At 59.1% G+C, this 18,431-nt stretch carries 16 protein-coding genes and 1 tRNA gene; 12 read left to right on the top strand and 5 right to left on the bottom strand.

The features are described 5' to 3' along the window. Window positions 1–96: 96 nt before the first annotated feature. On the top strand, window positions 97–354 hold the full coding sequence (locus KCG45_RS14950) for a hypothetical protein (RefSeq protein WP_218317997.1): 258 nt from the start codon (window positions 97–99) through the stop codon (window positions 352–354). Here the strand turns inward: KCG45_RS14950 and KCG45_RS14945 are convergent. Together KCG45_RS14945 and rnd are read right to left on the bottom strand one after the other, a co-directional pair. After that, window positions 351–1,247, bottom strand: coding sequence for a hydrogen peroxide-inducible genes activator (locus KCG45_RS14945; protein WP_218317996.1), 897 nt, complete (start codon window positions 1,245–1,247; stop codon window positions 351–353). The two genes, KCG45_RS14950 and KCG45_RS14945, sit on opposite strands and share 4 nt — an antisense overlap. A gap of 18 nt (window positions 1,248–1,265) precedes the next feature. Beyond that, the gene (gene rnd, locus KCG45_RS14940; protein WP_218317995.1) at window positions 1,266–2,468 is read right to left on the bottom strand and encodes a ribonuclease D; all 1,203 of its coding nucleotides are present in this window, start codon (window positions 2,466–2,468) and stop codon (window positions 1,266–1,268) included. 192 nt (window positions 2,469–2,660) lie between these two features. On the opposite strand from rnd, the gene aspS reads away from it, so the two are divergent. Beyond that, window positions 2,661–4,475 carry an aspartate--tRNA ligase gene (aspS, locus tag KCG45_RS14935; RefSeq protein ID WP_218317994.1) on the top strand — a complete coding sequence of 605 codons (1,815 nt, stop codon included), beginning with the start codon at window positions 2,661–2,663 and terminating at the stop codon, window positions 4,473–4,475. A 231-nt stretch (window positions 4,476–4,706) separates the two neighbouring features. Here aspS and KCG45_RS14930 read toward each other — a convergent pair whose 3' ends face one another. Then, window positions 4,707–5,150 carry a PA2169 family four-helix-bundle protein gene (locus KCG45_RS14930; RefSeq protein ID WP_218317993.1) on the bottom strand — a complete coding sequence of 148 codons (444 nt, stop codon included), beginning with the start codon at window positions 5,148–5,150 and terminating at the stop codon, window positions 4,707–4,709. Between the two features lie 231 nt (window positions 5,151–5,381). Here KCG45_RS14930 and KCG45_RS14925 point away from each other — a divergent pair, with 231 nt between their 5' ends. The 8 genes from KCG45_RS14925 to KCG45_RS14890 all read left to right on the top strand — a co-directional run bounded on the left by KCG45_RS14925 (window position 5,382) and on the right by KCG45_RS14890 (window position 12,150). Then, a complete protein-coding gene (locus KCG45_RS14925; protein WP_218317992.1) occupies window positions 5,382–6,416 on the top strand; it encodes a hypothetical protein in 1,035 nt (344 codons plus the stop codon). A 56-nt stretch (window positions 6,417–6,472) separates the two neighbouring features. Then, window positions 6,473–7,267 carry a hypothetical protein gene (locus KCG45_RS14920; RefSeq protein WP_218317991.1) on the top strand — a complete coding sequence of 265 codons (795 nt, stop codon included), beginning with the start codon at window positions 6,473–6,475 and terminating at the stop codon, window positions 7,265–7,267. Window positions 7,268–7,369: 102 nt separating this feature from the next. Continuing rightward, window positions 7,370–7,606, top strand: coding sequence for an acyl carrier protein (locus KCG45_RS14915; protein ID WP_160779455.1), 237 nt, complete (start codon window positions 7,370–7,372; stop codon window positions 7,604–7,606). Between the two features lie 152 nt (window positions 7,607–7,758). Continuing rightward, the gene (fabF, locus tag KCG45_RS14910) at window positions 7,759–9,018 is read left to right on the top strand and encodes a beta-ketoacyl-ACP synthase II (RefSeq protein ID WP_218317990.1); all 1,260 of its coding nucleotides are present in this window, start codon (window positions 7,759–7,761) and stop codon (window positions 9,016–9,018) included. Between the two features lie 4 nt (window positions 9,019–9,022). After that, entirely contained in the window at window positions 9,023–9,988 is a 966-nt protein-coding gene (mltG, locus tag KCG45_RS14905; protein WP_369410802.1) for an endolytic transglycosylase MltG, read from the top strand. Window positions 9,989–9,996: 8 nt separating this feature from the next. Next, the gene (locus tag KCG45_RS14900; RefSeq protein WP_218317989.1) at window positions 9,997–10,515 is read left to right on the top strand and encodes a 2'-5' RNA ligase family protein; all 519 of its coding nucleotides are present in this window, start codon (window positions 9,997–9,999) and stop codon (window positions 10,513–10,515) included. Window positions 10,516–10,641: 126 nt separating this feature from the next. Next, window positions 10,642–10,718 (top strand) — tRNA-Met (locus tag KCG45_RS14895). A gap of 178 nt (window positions 10,719–10,896) precedes the next feature. Beyond that, on the top strand, window positions 10,897–12,150 hold the full coding sequence (locus KCG45_RS14890) for a tyrosine-type recombinase/integrase (protein ID WP_011413769.1): 1,254 nt from the start codon (window positions 10,897–10,899) through the stop codon (window positions 12,148–12,150). Window positions 12,151–12,157: 7 nt separating this feature from the next. Here KCG45_RS14890 and KCG45_RS14885 read toward each other — a convergent pair whose 3' ends face one another. Next, window positions 12,158–12,361, bottom strand: coding sequence for a DUF5818 domain-containing protein (locus tag KCG45_RS14885; RefSeq protein WP_081432275.1), 204 nt, complete (start codon window positions 12,359–12,361; stop codon window positions 12,158–12,160). After that, window positions 12,358–12,954, bottom strand: coding sequence for a lytic transglycosylase domain-containing protein (locus tag KCG45_RS14880; protein WP_011413770.1), 597 nt, complete (start codon window positions 12,952–12,954; stop codon window positions 12,358–12,360). Before KCG45_RS14880 ends, KCG45_RS14885 begins: the two co-directional genes overlap by 4 nt. Window positions 12,955–13,098: 144 nt before the next feature. Between KCG45_RS14880 and KCG45_RS14875 the strand changes: the two genes are divergently transcribed. Both KCG45_RS14875 and KCG45_RS14870 read left to right on the top strand, forming a co-directional pair. Then, window positions 13,099–14,007, top strand: a complete 909-nt coding sequence (locus KCG45_RS14875; RefSeq protein WP_011413771.1) for a DUF7146 domain-containing protein — start codon at window positions 13,099–13,101, stop codon at window positions 14,005–14,007. Between the two features lie 75 nt (window positions 14,008–14,082). Continuing rightward, window positions 14,083–18,330 (top strand): strawberry notch-like NTP hydrolase domain-containing protein, encoded by a 4,248-nt coding sequence (locus KCG45_RS14870; protein ID WP_218317988.1) that lies wholly within the window; start codon window positions 14,083–14,085, stop codon window positions 18,328–18,330. The last annotated feature ends 101 nt before the right edge of the window (window positions 18,331–18,431 follow it).

Raw genomic sequence — 18,431 nt, 5'->3', positions numbered from 1 at the left:
ATTCCCGGAATGTAAAATGAATGATCGCGCGCCTACGCAAGAACATTACGAGACGTCGTCAACTCTCTCTAAACTCTTCGGAGTTAGGTGAGAAATATGAGCTTTTCACTTCCCACATTCCTCAGCGCCTTTTTAAAGATGGGCGCAGTCGCGCTGGTCCTCAACGAAGTTCGCGGCATTATTCTGGCCGTGCCGGTGCTTTATGCGATGGTTCAATCCGGCGGATCGCTCGTAGCGCTATGGGTCGGTTTCAGCACGCTTGCGGGCATAGCGCTCTCGGTGATCGTGCCGCTTCTTGCCGCCAAAAAGCTTGATGCGTATGTGCAACGCAAAGCTGCGGCCCAGCCAGCCTAGCCTGCGCGCAGTTCCTCTGCGAGCAGTTTGAAGTCGGCCTCGCGCGGGGAATTCTTCCGCCAGACCAATACGATCTCGCGCTTAGCGGTGTCGCCTTCGACCGGGCGCGCGACAACATCGGTGCCGTTCAAGATGCCCGCCTCGATCGCCATTTCCGGCAGCATTGTCAGTCCCAGATCATTATTGACCATTTGAACCAGCGTATGCAGGCTGGTTCCGATCATCGACGCGCTTCCGCGCAATTCGCTGCGATTGCATGCGGCAAGTGCATGGTCGCGCAAGCAATGTCCGTCTTCCAGCAGCAGCAATCGTCCCTGGTCGATCATGTCAGGCGGAATCTGGGCCGGTGGATCGCGGGGATCGTCTTTCGGAAAAGCGACATAGAGCCGGTCATCGGAAATATGTTCAACCTCGACATCACCCGTGTCGAAGGGAAGGGCCAGTAACACGCAGTCTACGCGGCCATGCTGGAGCGATTCAATCGCGTCCTGGCTCGTTTCTTCGCGCAACATCAATTGGAGGTCGGGTCGTTCTTTTCTGAGCCGGGGCAGGATACGCGGGATCATGAACGGTGCTATTGTCGGGATCACGCTCATTCGCAGCTGGCCGGACAATGGTTTACCCGAGGCCTGAACCAGATCAGACAGCTCTTCGGCTTCGCGCAGCAATCGGTTCGCTTTGGCCACCACCTGCTCCCCCAGAGCCGTAAAGCGGACAACCCGCCGACTACGCTCGACAAGCGTCACTCCTAGAAGCGATTCAAGCTCGCGTATGCCGGACGAAAGCGTCGATTGAGACACGAAGCTTGCGTCGGCGGCGCGACCGAAATGACCGTGCTCGTGCAAAGCGACAAGATACTGCAGCTGCTTGATCGTGGGCAGATACGTGCTCAAACTACTTCGCCGCCCCAATCATTCTGCAGCCAACGCTTCTTCCATGCTGGCCTGCATGTCGTCGATATGAGTCATTTTGAGCCTGCCGCCTTCTACTGCGAAGGCCAGCTTGCCTTCGACCAGTTGAAGCGCGTCCTTGCCGAACACGTCGTAGCGCCATCCCTCAAGCACTTTGAGATCGCGAACACCGGCCGCGAGCGCTTCCATCTCGTCTGCTCGCGTCAGCAAACGTGTGGCGACGTCGATTTCGCGTGCCCGGATTTTTAGAAGCAGCTTGAGCAGGTCAGCCACCAGCGCGCCCTCTTTTCCCAGCGGGGCACCGCGTTTCATTTTCGCCGGCATTTCATTTTTCGGCAGCGGTTCCGCATCGGCGATTACCCGCATCAGCCGCTTGCCAATATCGTTGTCGCGCCAAGCGGCGGAAAGTCCGCGCACCTTGGCCAGATCCGCCTGCTTCTTTGGCGGATGGCTGGCGATGTCGGCAAGCGTTTCATCGCGCATGATCCGGCCGCGTGGGATGTTCTTGTGCTGCGCTTCGCCCTCGCGCCAGGCGGCCAGCGATTTCAGCCGGCCCAGCACCTGAGGATTGCGGCCTTGGGACCGGATGCGCTTCCAAGAGGTATCCGGATTTATGATATAATTGCTCGCGTCCGCCAGCTTTTCCATCTCCGCATTGAGCCAATTCCCACGATCTGTCTTGATCAGCTTGTTGAGGATCTTCGGAAAAATCTCGGACAGGTGAGTCACATCGCCGATGGCGTATTCGATCTGTCGGTCGGTTAGCGGGCGGCGGCTCCAATCGGTGAAGCGCGCGCCTTTATCGATGGTGATGTTGAGCCAAGTGTCCACGAGGTTCGCATAACCGATCTGTTCGGACTGGCTGATCGCCATCATCGCGATCTGTGTGTCGAAGATCGGGAAGGGGGTCTTGCCCGTCAGGTTGACGATGATTTCCACATCCTGACCGCCCGCGTGAAAGACCTTGAGCACATCTTCGTTCTCGCACATCAGATCCAGCAGGGGCGTGAGGTCGATACCCTCGGCTAGCGGATCGATGGCCGCCGCTTCTTCCGTATTGGCAATCTGCACGAGGCAGAGTTCAGGCCAGTACGTGTTTTCGCGCATGAACTCTGTGTCCACCGCAACGAATTCTGATTGGGAGAGACGCTCACACAAGTCAGTGAGAGCTTTGGTGGTGGTGATCAGTTCGTGTATTTTCATTTGTCTTCTTGTTGTTTTGAGCGGAGTACCGCTCTCGGGTAGTGTCCCAGAGGCTTGCTACGGTGCACCTTGCCGTCTTGACAAAGTGCGGGTCATGCCCTGTTAGCGCGCCCATATCCGCGAGGCTTTCGGAAGCCCGCAAAATGCTGGCGCGCCTTTAGCGCCATACGCTCAAACAGGACAAGAGTTTAGATGCACGCCTATCGTACGCACACTTGCGCACAGCTTTCCGCTGAAAATGTCGGTGAAACCGTCCGTTTGTCGGGCTGGGTCCATCGCAAACGCGATCATGGCGGTGTTCTCTTCGTCGATCTGCGCGATCATTATGGCATCACCCAGATCGTCGCTGACGAGGATTCGCCAGCATTGCCGGTGCTGGAAAAGCTGCGGACCGAATCGGTCGTAACGATCGATGGCGATGTGAAAGCACGCACACCGGAGACGGTGAACAAGGACCTGCCGACCGGCGAGATCGAAGTATTTGCTCGTGAGATCACCGTTCAAAGCGCGGCGGAAGAGCTTCCGATGCCAGTGGCAGGCGAGCAGGAATATCCGGAGGAAATCCGCCTCAAATACCGTTTCCTCGACTTGCGGCGCGAAACAATGCATCGCAACATCATGCTACGCAGCCAGGTCATCACCTCGCTGCGTCAGCGCATGATTGGTCAGGGCTTTACCGAATTTCAGACGCCGATCCTGACCGCATCTTCGCCAGAGGGCGCACGCGACTTCCTTGTGCCTTCTCGCATGCATCCGGGCAATTTTTACGCTCTCCCGCAAGCGCCGCAGATGTTCAAGCAGATGTTGATGGTGTCGGGCTTCGACCGGTACTTTCAGATTGCACCATGTTTCCGCGACGAAGACCTGCGCGCCGATCGCAGCCTCGAATTCTACCAGCTCGATTTTGAAATGAGCTTCGTCACCCAAGAAGACGTGTTCCAGGCACTCGAGCCTGTGCTTGCTGGCGTATTCGCCGAATTCGCGGACGGCAAGACCGTTACTGCATCAGGTGACTTCCCGCGCATTCCCTATGCTGAGGCGATGTTGAAATACGGTACGGACAAGCCGGACCTGCGTAACCCGCTGACCATCAGTGATGTGACAAGCCATTTCGAGAAGTCGGGCTTTGGCCTTTTCGAAAAGATCGTAGGCGGCGGCGGCGTGGTGCGTGTGGTTCCGGCTCCGAAAACCAATGAGAAGAGCCGCAAGTTCTTTGATGACATGAACAATTGGGCGCGCAGCGAAGGCTTTGCCGGGCTCGGTTATGTCACGCGCAAGGGAGGCGAGTTTGGTGGACCTATTGCCAAGAACCACGGGCCGGAGCGCATGGAAGAGCTTTACAATGAACTCGGCCTTGGCCCCGACGACGGGCTGTTCTTCGCAGCGGGCAAGGAAAAGGACGCAGCCAAGCTGGCTGGTGCCGCGCGCACTCAGGTCGGCGAGCAGTTGGAGCTGATCGAACCGGATTGCTTCAAGTTCTGCTGGATCGTCGATTTCCCGATGTTCGAGTACGATGAGGAGCTAAAAAAGGTCGACTTCAGCCACAACCCCTTCTCCATGCCGCAAGGCGAGATGGAAGCGCTGGAGAACATGGACCCGCTCGAGATCAAGGCCTGGCAGTACGACATCGTCTGCAACGGCTATGAACTTTCTTCGGGCGCAATCCGGAATCACAAGCCAGAGATCATGTACAAGGCGTTCCAAATCGCCGGTTATGACAAGGAAACGGTCGACCGCGAATTTTCCGGCATGATCGAAGCGTTCAAGCTGGGCGCGCCTCCGCATGGTGGTTCGGCGCCTGGTATCGACCGCATTGTAATGCTGCTCGCGGGCGAAGAAGCGATCCGCGAAGTTATCGCCTTCCCGATGAACCAGAAAGGCGAAGACCTGATGATGAGCGCGCCGAGCAAGGCCGAGCCCGCACAATTGCGCGAGCTGTTCTTGCGCACTGTTGAGCCGCCGAAGAAAGATGGGATCGTTGCCCAAAATGCGGTGAAGGACAGCTAGATAAGCTGTCTTCATACAAAGAATGCGCCCGGTCGATAGACCGAGCGCATTCCAGATCGGGATGAAAGAGGTTTGGCGGAGCAGCGCGTTTCGCTGAAGACAGCGCTCCCCAAATAAGTTCGCGTGCTCAACGCCAATCCCGTGTCGGTTGCGGGCGGAGCGCGGCGCAACGTAATGCTGCGGCGCTCTACACCCTAAGGACGCTCATCCACGCGTCCTTTGCCGTCGCGATTATGCAAATTGTTCTTCAAGCATATCGGTAAAGCGTTCACCTTCGCGAACTTCGCGGTAGGCCGACTGGATCAACATCCGGGTCGAACTGTCAAATTCGTTGCCGTCATCTTCGAGCACATCGCGGAACTGTTCGACGAGATAATCTTCGCCTTCTTCCACGCGCTCGGCAGCAGCTTCGTTACCGTTCGAGAACGATTCGGTGATCGACAACCATGTCTGGTGCATCTGGCTCATCGTACTCGGCGATTTGATGGGGTCTTCACCGCGCAATGTCAGTGCTTGGTTCAGCGTGTCCAGTGTCTTCGAACGTTCGCTTGCGCGGCGTTCCAGAGCCTGGATCAGGGTCGGGCTGTCGGCCTTGTCTGCGGCCTTGCGATAGCCCTCGACAGAATCAAATGTGGTTTGGGTAAGGTTCTTCAGAATTTCGACTGTATTAGTCATGGATCTCCTTGATCGGTTTGTATCAATGATCCGCAAGCCTTTTGCATTGCGGTTTCAATGACTTAACGGCTCATCGTACATAATTGTTCCGATGGTTCGCTGAAGCGGTCACCAGCCGCGACGAGTCGTGCTCAGGGATGCAGATCACCGGATTTCTCTTTGATTTACCGCGCGTTCACCCGGTATAAAGTGGACCCGCGACAGGTTCGACATGGCAAGCAGGGGTGCGTCATGCCTTATTCCACGTCAGTCAGCTTTTGCGCGATGTTGCGCGCTTTCCTATCAACTTTGGTCTTGGTCATCGGTGGTCCCGCGTTCGCCGAAACTCTGTCTGTCGAGGGATTTTATGGCGCCCAAGCCGATATCCCTGCCGAAATCGAGGTGCTCGTGGCCGAACCTTTTGCCGGCGATTGGGGCTATGGACTGCAGGAGAGCGTGACCGGCTTTTTGATTCAGCCGATCATTGCCGACGCGCCGTTCTTTCGGGTCATCCCGGCGGCTCTCGCTGCCCGCGACAGGATTTACGTCATTGATTCGGCCGCAACGAGCGGCGACGGAGTGCCCTTCATCGAGGTCACCGATCGACGCCGCGAAACGCCTGACGCGGTGCTGCAGGGAGCGGCGTTTTCAAGGATCAATGATGTACACGCCGCGCCAAGGACGGTCGAAGAATGCATCCGCCGCGATGGTGAGAACAAATGCATTGAGCACGAAGAGGTCGAGATTCCCTGCCGTGAAATGACAGTGGCTTACGATGCCCACGTCGCGATCATACAGGCCGATGGCACGCGCGTATACGATGACAGCGCGGTTCTAACGAGCGCACAGACTTATTGCCGTGACGGGGACAGTTCTCCCGATCCAGATGCCATGATCGGTGCACTCGCCGCGCGTTATGCTGAGAGTGTGCGCCGCGATCTGTTGCCTGAATTCAAACGTTCCGATCCGCGCCTACTGGAGCGGCGCAAGGGTCTGTCCAAACAGGATCGCCGTGTCTTCAAGCAAGCATTACGCCTGACCAAGAACGACCCCTTCGGCGCATGCCTGCTGTTTCGGCAATTGGAGGATGGCAATCCCCGCCATGTCTCGGTCCTGTTTAATATCGGACTATGCGAAGAGGCAGAAGATCGGCTGGATCAAGCCGCTGCATATTATGAACGGGCGTTGATTGCCGATCCTGGCAGGAATTATCCGCAAACTGGGCTGCGCCGCATCGAGAACCGCAAACGCGGTGAATGGCAGCTGGCTGCCAAAGGCTTGATATAAGCCGCCTCGGATCGCACACTGCACTTTGTCGAAGTCTAAAAGGCGATCGGATCGATATGAAAACCACCCGCCGCAGCGCGATGCTCGGCAGCCTCGCCGCTGCAACCGGGGCAAGCGCCGCCTCTCAGACCCTTGCCAGTTGCAGCTTCGATGAAGCGGCGACGGACACCCTCACATCCGTTTCCGTTATCGGCGCCATCCACGGGACGCACCGCGACAGCCGTCAGTATTCGCTGGAGGTCTTGCGCAAAGCTGTGGAGAGGTTCGAGCCTGATATCGTCCTTAGCGAGATACCTCCCGACCGGATCGAGGAAGCCCGCAAGAGTTTTGCCGAAACCGGCGAGGTCACCGAAGAGCGCACCCGGGTATTTCCCGAACTGACCGATGTCGTGTTCCCCCTTTCGCGCGAGATGGACTTCACCATCGCCGGAACCGCCGGTTGGACGCGCGAGCTGGCCGCCAACCGGTCGGCCGCGTTGACAAGAATTGAAAACGACCCCGCACGCGCTTCGCAATGGACGGAGCACCAGGCGGCGAGGGAACAGTATTCGCAATCGATCAATGGAAGCGGGCAAGACCCCAAGTTCATTCATACACCCGAATATGACGTTCTGGTCCAGCGGGCGCAGACACCATATCAGGTCTATTTCGACCCTGATCTTGGGCCGGGTGGGTGGACGCGGATCAACCGTGCGCACACCGATTTGATCGAGGATGCGCTCGACAGGATCAGTGGCCAAGGCCTCAAAGCCCTTGTGATCTTCGGCGCATGGCATAAATACATGATCGAGCGCGCCTTGATGCTGCGCAGCGATATCGAGCTGACATCGGCCCGTTCGCTGTTCGGGTGAAAAGCGCGGGAACGGGGGCTTTTGTGATCTACACTTGCGCTCTATCGAACCGGCCTTTAGGGCACTTTTTGATATTCTAACCCCAATACAAGAGGGACACACATGAGCGATACTGCCGACCGCGTGCAGAAAATTGTCGTCGAGCACCTGGGTGTTGAAGGCGATAAAGTAACTCAAGAAGCAAGCTTCATCGACGATCTTGGCGCAGACAGCCTCGACATCGTGGAACTGGTTATGGCGTTCGAAGAAGAGTTCGGCGTTGAAATCCCCGACGATGCAGCTGAGAAGATCAGCACGGTCGGCGATGCCACCAAATATATCGAAGAACATAAGGGCTAATCGCCCTCAGTTCGCCCGCATTCGCGGGCGTCTGACCGACAGGCCCGTGCCCTCTTAGCAGAGGGTCCCGGGCCTGTAGTGTTTCAGGGCCATTGCGATTTGCCCGTAGGACACCCAACCGGCGATTGGCCGGAATGCAATTGGAGATTTGAATGCGCCGTGTTGTCGTAACCGGATTGGGTCTGGTGACCCCTCTTGGCGGTGATGTCGAAACCAGTTGGCAGAATCTTATCGCTGGTGAAAGCGGTGCCGGGCAGATCACGCGTTTCGATCCCGAAGGGCAGAAGGCAACGATCGCCTGCGAAGTGAAGGGCAAGGATCACCTCTGGGGGTTCGATCCTGATAAACGCGTCGATCACAAGGTACAGCGGCAGGTAGACCCCTTCATCGTCTACGGCATTGATGCTGCTGGACAGGCTCTGGAAGATGCGGGCCTAACCGATATGACCGACGCCGAAAAGGAGCGCACCGGCTGCTCAATTGGGGCTGGCATTGGCGGACTCCCGGGTATCGAGATCGAAAGTGTCAATTTGCATGAGCGCGGCCCGGGCCGTGTCAGCCCGCATTTTGTGCATGGCCGCTTGATCAACCTCGTCACCGGCCAAGTGCAGATCAAATACGGGTTCATGGGCCCGAACCATGCCGTCGTAACGGCTTGCTCAACCGGCGCGCATTCGATCGGTGATGCCGCGCGCATGATCGCGATGGACGATGCCGACGTTATGCTCGCTGGCGGCGCGGAAAGCACAGTAAACCCTCTGGGCATTGCAGGTTTTGCCCAGGCGCGCGCGCTCAACACCGGTTACAACGACCGCCCGACCGAGGCGAGCCGACCGTATGACAAGGACCGCGAAGGCTTCGTGATGGGTGAAGGCGCAGGTGTTGTCGTGCTTGAGGAATACGAGCGAGCCAAGGCGCGCGGGGCGACCATTTATGCCGAAGTCACTGGCTATGGCCTGTCGGGAGATGCCTATCATGTCACCGCTCCTCATCCGGAGGGCAAGGGTGCCGAACTCGCAATGAGGATGGCTCTGAAAAAAGCTGGCCTGGGGCCGGGAGATATCGATTATGTCAATGCGCATGGCACCAGCACGATGGCGGACACGATCGAACTCGCAGCGGTCAAGCGCGTGCTGGGCGACGATCTTAGCGGTGCATCCATGAGCTCGACCAAGTCGGCTATCGGCCACCTTCTCGGCGGGGCTGGCGCAGTTGAGGCGGTGTTCTGTATCCTCGCGATGCGTGACGGGATCGTCCCGCCAACACTCAACCTTCACAACCCGGACGACGGCACTGAAGGTATCGATCTCGTCCCTCTCAAGGCGAAAAAGCGCGAAGTGCGCGCCGTGCTCAACAACAGTTTCGGATTTGGCGGGACCAATGCCTCGCTGATCATGCAAAAGGTCGATTGATCCGGTGAAACGCCTCGGTCTGTTCGTCGTGAGCCTTTTCATGCTGGCGGCGGTGGGATTGATCCTCGCCAATTCGTATCTTGGCGACGCGACGATCGAAAAAGAGACACCGTTCACGATCCCGGCCGGGTCCTCGCTCGGAAAGGTCGCCTACAAGCTTGAAGAAGAGGGGCTGATCTCCTCCGGAGACGGCTTTCTGCTGCGCGCGCGGCTGTTCGGTTCCGCTGAGCCAATTCAGGCGGGCGAATTCGAGCTGACCCCTGAAATGGACCAGGGCGATATCCTCGCCGCGTTCCAGAACGGCGACGTGATCCGCCGGTTCGTCACCATTCCCGAAGGTATGCCGTCAATCCTCGTTTGGGAAAAACTGATGGAAGAGGAACTGTTGACGGGAGAAATCGCTGTCCCGGCAGAAGGTTCTGTTTTGCCCGACACCTATGCCTTCGAGCGCGGTCAGGACCGCGCAGAGATCATCGAACAGATGCGATCAGCCATGGATGCGTTTCTTACCAAAGCGTGGGCGGAGCGCGCACCAGACATTGCAGTCGATAATCCGCGTGACGCTCTGATCCTCGCCTCGATCGTCGAGAAAGAGACAGGAACAGCTTCCGAGCGCAGAACCGTCGCAGGCCTCTACTCCAACCGCGTAAAGCGCGGCATCATGCTTCAGGCTGACCCGACGATCATCTATCCGATTACCAAGGGCAAGCCGCTAGGCCGCCGTATCCGGCGATCCGAAATCGATGCCGTCAACGATTACAACACCTACACCCGCGTGGGTCTGCCGGAAGGCCCCATTACAAATCCGGGACGCGAGAGCATCGCCGCTGTCCTGAACCCAGAAGAGCATGATTATGTGTACATGGTCGCAGACGGTACCGGCGGGCATGAGTTCAACGAAACGCTCGATGCCCACAACGCGGCGGTCGCAAAATGGTACGCCCTTCGCCGGGAAAGAGGCGAGATGTAGTCGGCGCTATGCCTCAACCTTTCATCGTCACCGCCAAACTGCCGCCAAACATTCACGGCTGGGCCGATGCCCTGCGGCGAAAGCACTTTCCGCCAGAACGGAACCACCTTCACGCGCATGTCACGATGTTTCACGCTTTTGCGCCCTCCCTGCTTGATGAACTGAGGGATTTCCTGCCCCAGATTGCGCGCGAGTACGCCCCGCCAGAAGCGCGGATCACTGGCCTGATGGATCTGGGGAAGGGCACCGCAATCCGACTGGAATCGCCGGAGTTACTGGCCCTTAGGGCGATGATTGCCGAGCATTTTCACGGCAGCCTGACCGACCAGGATTTGCACGAGCCGCGTCCGCACATCACGATCCAGAACAAAGTGACGAGGAAAGAGGCGCAATCACTTCAAGCCGACCTGGCTTCGATAATCGAACCTCGCAGGTTCCACTTCCCGGCTCTGGAATTGCACCGATATCTTGGCGGGCCGTGGGAGACGGTGAAGACGATTCCGTTCCGCGGTAGCGCCCGCCCGTAATGCTGCAAGCGTAGGTTGGCGTAACAACGGTTGACCATCGCGAAGGCGCGCCCTAAATGCGCCGCTCGCTGAGGGCAAAGCCCATGCGAATCCCTGTCGTCATAATCGACTCGGAAGCCCGAATGGGGCGGAGTAGCTCAGGTGGTTAGAGCAGCGGAATCATAATCCGCGTGTCGGGGGTTCAAGTCCCTCCTCCGCTACCATTCTCGAATCCGCATGGGTTCGCTTGGGGCCGCATGCATCCGCAAAATTCAATTAAAACAGAATGATGTGAGCGATTCGCGTCCGCTTGCGTGCGCTTGCATTCGCTTGAAGCCGGATTTGGTGTGGGGGTATTTTGGGGGTATTTTCCGGGGGTAGCGAAAAGGAGCGATACCCCCAATGGCCTTGAGTGAGATTCAGATCAAAAAAGCGAAGGCGGCAGAGCGCCCATACAAGCTTGCGGATGGGGAGGGTCTATTCCTCCTTGTTCAAAAGAACGGCTCGAAGCTCTGGCGGCTGAAATACCGTTACCACGGTAAGGAGAAGCTGCTTTCTTTCGGCGCCTATCCCGAAGTAGGAATAGCGGCAGCAAGAGAACTCAAGAAAGTTGCCAAAGGTGTGCTGGCTGAGGGCAGGGACCCGATGGTCCACAAACCGGGTCGGGACTTCGAAGAGGCCAAGACCTTCAGGGCGATCGCCACCATGTGGCATCAGAACAGAGCAAGTAGTCTCGATCCCGCGCATGCGAAGCGTGTCTGGTCACGCATGGACCAGGATGTGTTTCCTGACTTGGGCGAGCTCATGATGCATGAGATCACTCCACCAGAAGTGCTAAAGGTCATTCGGAAAATCGAAGAGCGCGGCGCGCTCGACATCAGTCGGCGGGCAAAGCAATGTATTGGACAGGTGTTCCAGTTCGCTATTGCCAGCGGCCTTTGTGATTCCGACCCTACTGCGCATCTTCGCGGGGCACTGAAGCCACGGCCTCGGGTCAAGCATATGGCGAAGCTACCTCTCGCGCAGCTACCCGAGCTGATGATTAAGATCGGGCAATATCAAGAAGAGGGTGAGAGACGCTCCGAGATTACCCGGGCAGCATTGAATTTCGCTCTTCTTACATGGGTGCGGACGAAGGAGCTTCGATTCGCCAAGAAGCACGAGTTCGAAGATATGGGTGGACCTTCACCAGTATGGCGCATTGGCGCTGACCGGATGAAAATGGGCCGCGAGCATATCGTGCCACTGTCGCGACAAGCCGCTTCTCTTGCTCAGGATTTGATCAGCAAGTCCGAAGGTAAATACGTCTTTCCAGGCCAGAAGCCCAAGATGCCGCTCTCAGAGAATACGATGATCTATGGCCTCTATCGGCTCGGTTACCACGGGCGGCAAACTGTTCACGGCTTCAGGGGTCTGGCGAGCACCTGGGCGAATGAGCAGCTTGTCGAGGTCGGCGATCCCCCGATGTGGATCCGTCGATATCATGAAGACTGGGTCGAACTGCAATTGGCACACAGCGAAGAAAACGAAGTTCGCGGAGCATACAATGCTGCCGAATATCTCGCTCCTCGGCGTGCAATGTTGCAGGATTGGGCAGACTTCCTCGACTCCATCGGCGGCAAGCCGCAAAACATTGCGGTCTTGAGGGCCGCTTGACCTGCTCCTAAGCGGACACCTGACCAAGCCATTCGACGCGAAGCCGGTCGAACCCGACGACAATACCCTCTGCGGTAACTTCAAATCCGAAGTCATCGTTTGAGGGTTCATAGTCTTCAAGAACCCAGTGATCACCGGCATCGGTTACAATTGCAGCTCCCCGAGGAAGATGCTCGAGCCGTCCGCTGATCCTTTTCCGATTCGTAGTCATATCGAGCTGTATGCCATCCATCGGTCGATAACGCTCTTCACATATCCAGGCGTTTCCCGATTTTTCGGTATCCCGCCGGCTCGCGACACGGCGCCGGGTCCAGCGTTGTAGGCGGCCAGCGCGAGATGGATCGCACCAAAGCGCTCTAGCATCTGCTTCAGATACCGCGCGCCACCGTCGATGTTCTGAGCCGGATCGTGGCGATTGCTGACACCGAGTTCTCTTGCCGTTCCCGGCATCAGTTGAGCGAGACCAGCGGCGCCAGCCGGACTGATCGCCATCGGGTTGAACCGCGATTCCTGCCAAATCAGGGCCTGAAGCAGTCGAGGCGGTAATTGGTATCGCGCTTCAGCTTGCCGGATGAGTGGCTCGTACAAAGCTTCCTTGAAGCTTCTATCGATATAAGCCTTGCCGCCTTCTGGTTTGGCCAAGTCGATTGCAGTCGGGTTAAAGCCAAGACCTTTGTCGGTTGTAACCTCAACTTTGCTGAGGTCATGGTCGAAGACTTGAAACTCCCGCGCCCGCGCAGACCCGGAAATCGCTATCGCTATCGCAATCGCTAGCGCACCGCAACCGCAGGCCACCAGATACATTCGCATCGCATAACCTTTCACCTTGCCTCGATCTGCAAGAGAACATAAATAGAACAAATAGGTGTAGGAAAACGCTTTTTTGCGTGCTTATCCGAGAGGAGAGAGGGTCGGTTGGAGGGGCAATTGTGAGGCGATGGAGCCGGTATGCCCGTTTCGAATTCAACCCTGTCACGTACCTCGCTTGAGGACACCGCCCGCAAGATCTGCGAAAGCCGGGGCGGCAAGTGGTCCGGCACCAAGGGCATGGCCTGCTGCCCTGCGCATGATGATCGCACGCCGTCACTCGGTGTGTCGCTCGGCCGACAGGCCATCCTCTTCCATTGCTTTGCGGGATGCGATCAGCAGAGCGTGTTGTCTGCATTGGCGCGTGAAGGATTCGAGGCACCGGCGCTTTTTTCAGCTTCTGCGACCACCAACGGCCCCGAACCGACCAGCACCCGCAAACCCTCGGCGGCAGCGCTGAGGATCTGGCGCGATGCACAGCCACTGCGTGCCAGTCCGGCAAAGGAATATCTTGAGAGCCGCGGCATCCTCGCCGCATCTCCAGCGCTCCGCTTCCATCCACGAACGCCGCTTGGTCCAAAAGGACGGACCCGCTTTTTGCCCGCCCTGATCGCGGCAGTCAGCCTCGACGAGGGGCCGGTCGCCGTCCATCGCACGTTCCTTTCGGGCAATACCAAGGCCGCTTTCGACAAGCCGAAACGCGCGCTTGGCGCGCTCGGTGAATCTGCTGTCCGCCTCTTCGCTCCGGCCTCTGGCAAGCTCGGCCTTGCTGAAGGCATTGAAAGCGCAATGTCGGCTTATGCTCTCACCGGTGTCCCCGTCTGGGCGACCCTCGGGAATGAGCGCTTCGGCCTCGTCAGTGTGCCCGAGAGCGTGACCGAGCTTCATCTCTTCGTCGATCACGACGCTGGCGGCGAGCTGGCTGCGTCGCGTGGCCTGTCCGCCTATGCTTGCGATGGACGCACGGTACATGTCCGCAAACCGTCATCACGCGACACCGATTGGAACGACGAACTCACGGCATGGCTGCGCCGCAAGGCGGCGCCGTAGAGGAGAGAGGGATTCTCGAATTCCTGATCCGGCAGAGGGCGTGTCCCGATGCCTTCATCAGGAGGACGAATTGCCATGTTTCAATCAGACCTGTTTCCCACCGGCGAGCAGTTGCCGTCAATGCCTTTGGCCTACGCTATCGGCACCCGAGTTGCCGAACTACTCGCTTCGGGACGGCATCTTACCCGTGCCGACATTTCCGGGCTGTTCGCCGAAGAGACCGGCACCCCGGACTGGGGAAGCGCCTGGACCATCGATGACTACAACAACGCGGTCGAGATCGGCGCACTGCTCTGGCTTAGGGAGTCCTCATGCATCGATCTGGCAACAAGCGTGCACGAAGCCGACGCGCGGCTCGACTGGCTCGAAGCAGCCTTGCCGCCGCGGCATGTGCGCAGCGAAACACAGGTCGAGCTCCAGCAGTTCTCGACCCCGCCGATGCTGGCTTGGCTGATGGCGAAGGCTGCAGCTTTATGCGCGCAAGACACACTCCTCGAACCATCCGCCGGCAATGGCGCCCTCGCTCTCTGGAGCTCCCTCCAGAATGCTTCGCTGCTCCTCAACGAGATCGATCCGGCAAGACGAGATGGTCTGGCCCACATCTTCCCTTCGGCCACGATCACTGCGCATGACGGGGAACTGATCGCCGACCTGCATCGCGGCCCCATTCCGTCGGTCGTCCTGATGAATCCGCCGTTCGCGCGTAGCCAAGAACGCGGCAAGGATGGCGAGACGGCGCAGCGCCACCTTCGTAGTGCAATCCGGGCCGCGGCCAGTGGCGCAAGGATAGTCGCCATCATGCCCGAAGGCTTCGATGCTTCCACTTTCGCCAAGTCACAGCAAGAAGCGTCGCTGCTCCTCCATGTTCGCTTGCAGCAGATGTTTCGCCGGACAGGGACGGGGATTGCCGTTCGCCTGGTCGTCATCGACAAGACGCCGACTGCGTCTTCGCCCGCAATCAACGGGGATACCTGCGACCTGATCGCGCTCCACGCGCTTGTCACGAAGCTTTCGCCAAGGGCGAATATATCCGCCAACCTCCATCGCCTGCCAGTCGGAAAACCATTGCGCCTCGTTGGCAAGACTTCGAACCAACGCACGCCGGTCCGGCCGTTGGCGCCTTTCGCAGCGACATCAAAAGCCGCAGCGAATGCGATCGACCTCACCTATTCGGTCCTCGCCGAACCCGCGCCGGTGCCCGAACAGACAGGCATCTACCTACCTTACCGGCCAAGCCGAATCGCTTTCGAAGGCGCGCCGGTTCATCCCACCCCACTCGTGGAATCGGTCGCCATGGGGTCGGTTGCGGCTCCGCAGCCGAACGTTAGCCCGCGTCTCCCCGCAAATTGGCAGGCCAATGGCCTCTTGTCCGAAGCGCAATGCGAGACACTGGTCTATGCTGCCCAGGCATTCGCACGCGATCTCCCGGGGCGCTTCAAGGTCAGCCAGGAAGGCACCTCGCTCGAATTGTCGGGGAATGGGCACGCCTACCGACAGGGCTTCTTCCTCGGCGACGGAACCGGAGCGGGCAAGGGACGACAGATCGCCGCAGTCATCATGGATCGCTGGCTCGCAGGCGAGCGCCGCCATGTCTGGATCACCAAGAACGAGGCGCTGCTCGAAGATGCACGCCGCGACTGGGAAGCGCTTGGCGGGCTGCCGCTCGATCTCCAGCCGCTCTCGCGCTGGAAACTCGGCCAGCCCGTCACGATGTCCGAAGGCATTCTCTTCGTCACCTACCCGACGCTGCGCTCGGGGCGCGCCGACGATACGCGGCTCGACCAGATCCTTGCCTGGGCGGGCGAGGATTTCGATGGCGTGATCGCTTTCGACGAAGCCCACGCCATGGCCAATGCGCTCGGGGGCTCTTCAATCCGCGGCAAGGCCAAGGGCTCCGAACAAGGGATGGCGGGCCTCAGGCTGCAGAACCATCTCCCGCGCGCCCGCGTGCTCTATGCTTCTGCCACTGGCGCTTCGGATATTGCCAACCTCGGTTACACTTCCCGCCTCGGCCTTTGGGGACCCGAGACCGCTTTTCCGACCCACGAGGCATTCATGACCGAGATCCGCGCTGGCGGCGTCGCGGCGATGGAGCTCGTCGCCCGTGATCTCAAGGCCCAGGGCCTCTATCTTGCCCGTGCGCTGTCCTTCGCCGGGGTCGAGTACGACATCCTCGAACATAGCCTGACCGAAGCACAGGTACGGATCTACGATGCCTATGCTGATGCCTGGGCGATCATCCACCGCAACCTCGAAGCGGCGCTCGAAGCAACCCGCGTGGTCGACGAGGACAGCGGCGACACGCTCAACCGCAATGCCAAGACTGCGGCGCTATCGATCTTCGAAGGCACCAAGCAGCGCTTCTTTGCCCAGCTCCTGCTTTCGATGAAATTGCCGAGCCTGATCCCCGCGATGGAAGTAGCGCTTGGCGAAGAGCATTCGGTTGTCGTGCAGCTGGTCTCGACCGCCGAGGCCATGCTCGACCGGCGCCTTGCCGACCTTACCGTGGAAGAACGCGAAGCTCTCGATATCGATCTGTCCCCGCGTGAATACGTCATCGACTACCTTACGAAGAGCTTCCCGATACGATTGATGCAGGTCTTCGCCGACGAGGACGGCAATCTTCGCTCCGAGGCGATGAGCGACGGAGAGGGCAATCCCGTTTTCTGCCCGCGCGCAATTGCTGCGCGCGATGCGCTGATCGAACAGCTTTGCGCACTGCCGCCCATCGCCACTGCGCTCGATGCGATTATCGAACATTTCGGAACCGACGCCGTGGCCGAAGTCACGGGCCGGACCCGCAGGCTTGTCCTGGGCCGCGATGGTGAGCAGCGCCTCGAACGGCGTAGCCCCAGCGCCAATGTCGCCGAAGCCCAAAGCTTCATGGAAGGGACCAAGCGCATCCTGGTCTTCTCGGATGCGGGCGGTACGGGGCGTTCCTACCATGCCGACCTCGGCTGCCGGAACCAGCAACGCCGGGTCCATTTCCTGCTCGAGCCGGGCTGGCGCGCCGACAACGCTATCCAGGGTCTCGGTCGTACCAACCGCACCAACCAGGCCTCGGCTCCGCTGTTCCGGCCGGTAACCACCGACGTGAAGGGCGAGCGCCGGTTCATATCGACCATTGCGCGAAGGCTCGACGCATTAGGCGCGCTGACGCGCGGCCAGCGCCAGACCGGCGGACAAAACCTGTTCGACCCGGCAGACAATCTCGAAAGCGACTATGCGCGCGACGCGCTCACCCGATGGTTCCAGCTGCTTTATGACGGCAGGCTCGAAGCCACCACATTCGGCAACTTCGTCGAGCGAACGGGCCTCCGGCTCGAAAGTCCAGATGGTGGACTGACCGACAATCTCCCCACGATCCAACGCTGGCTCAACCGCATTCTTGCGCTGCCGATCGCGCTCCAGAACGCGATCTTCGAGGAGTATCTCGGACTTGTCGAAGCGCGGATCGAAGCTGCGCGCGAGGCCGGAACGCTCGACCAGGGACTGGAAACCGTGAGGGTCGATCATTTTACGGTCCTGGCAGATGAACTCCTGCGCACCGATCCCGTGACCCGAGCCGAGACCCGCCTCGTCTCGCTCGAAGTGACGAGGCACCTTCGGCCTCTGCAATTGCAGCGCCTGGTGCGGATGCACGAGATCGGCAGTCGGCACGCGATCCCGATGCGCAATATGCGGTCAGGCAAGGTCGCGCTGTCGGTTCCAGCCCGTCGCCTCATCGCCGACGACGGGGCCGTGATTGAACGCAGGCGCCTGCTGCGCCCGCTCAAGTCCGCGAACTGGACCCTTGAGGCACTCGCTGAGAGCCACTGGGAGGAAATTGGCGTCTCTGCGTTCACCAGCGCCTGGCGGGCCGAGGAAGAAGAGGCGGCCAAATCACCGGTCACTGAGCGAGTCCATTTCGCTACCGGACTTCTGCTTCCGGTCTGGAAGCGCCTCCCAGGCGATCATGTTCGGGTCACCCGGCTCGTTGCCGAAGATGGTCAGTCGATCATCGGTCGCGAAGTGCTCGATATCGATCTCGCTGCGATCGCCGATACCTTTGGTCTATCCGGGGTTACCGGACCATCGGCAGAACAGATCGGCGCGCTTGTGATTGCCAGCGGCAAACCGCTGGGCCTTGCTAGCCATGATCCACTCACCGTGAAACGCTCGCTGGTCGGCGGCGAACAGCGCCTTGAACTGATCGGCTTCTCCCCCGATCGGCTCGACTGGTACAAGAACAAGGGCTGCTTCACCGAGATCATCCGCTACCGCACGCGGCTGTTCGTCCCGGTGTCGAGAGCCTCGTCGGTCCTCCCCGCGCTTGCCGCCTGATCCTTAGGGCAGACCCCAATCTCAGAATGAGAGTGGAGGGAGCCCTTTGGGCTTGTGGGCCTCGTGATCCTCACCTGCGCCTTCATTCCATCAGGAGAACA

This window comes from Erythrobacter ani (assembly GCF_019204025.1).
Lineage (GTDB): Bacteria > Pseudomonadota > Alphaproteobacteria > Sphingomonadales > Sphingomonadaceae > Erythrobacter > Erythrobacter ani.
The sequence above is the reverse complement of the archived record's forward strand: the minus strand, read 5'-3'. Positions and strand labels throughout refer to the sequence as shown.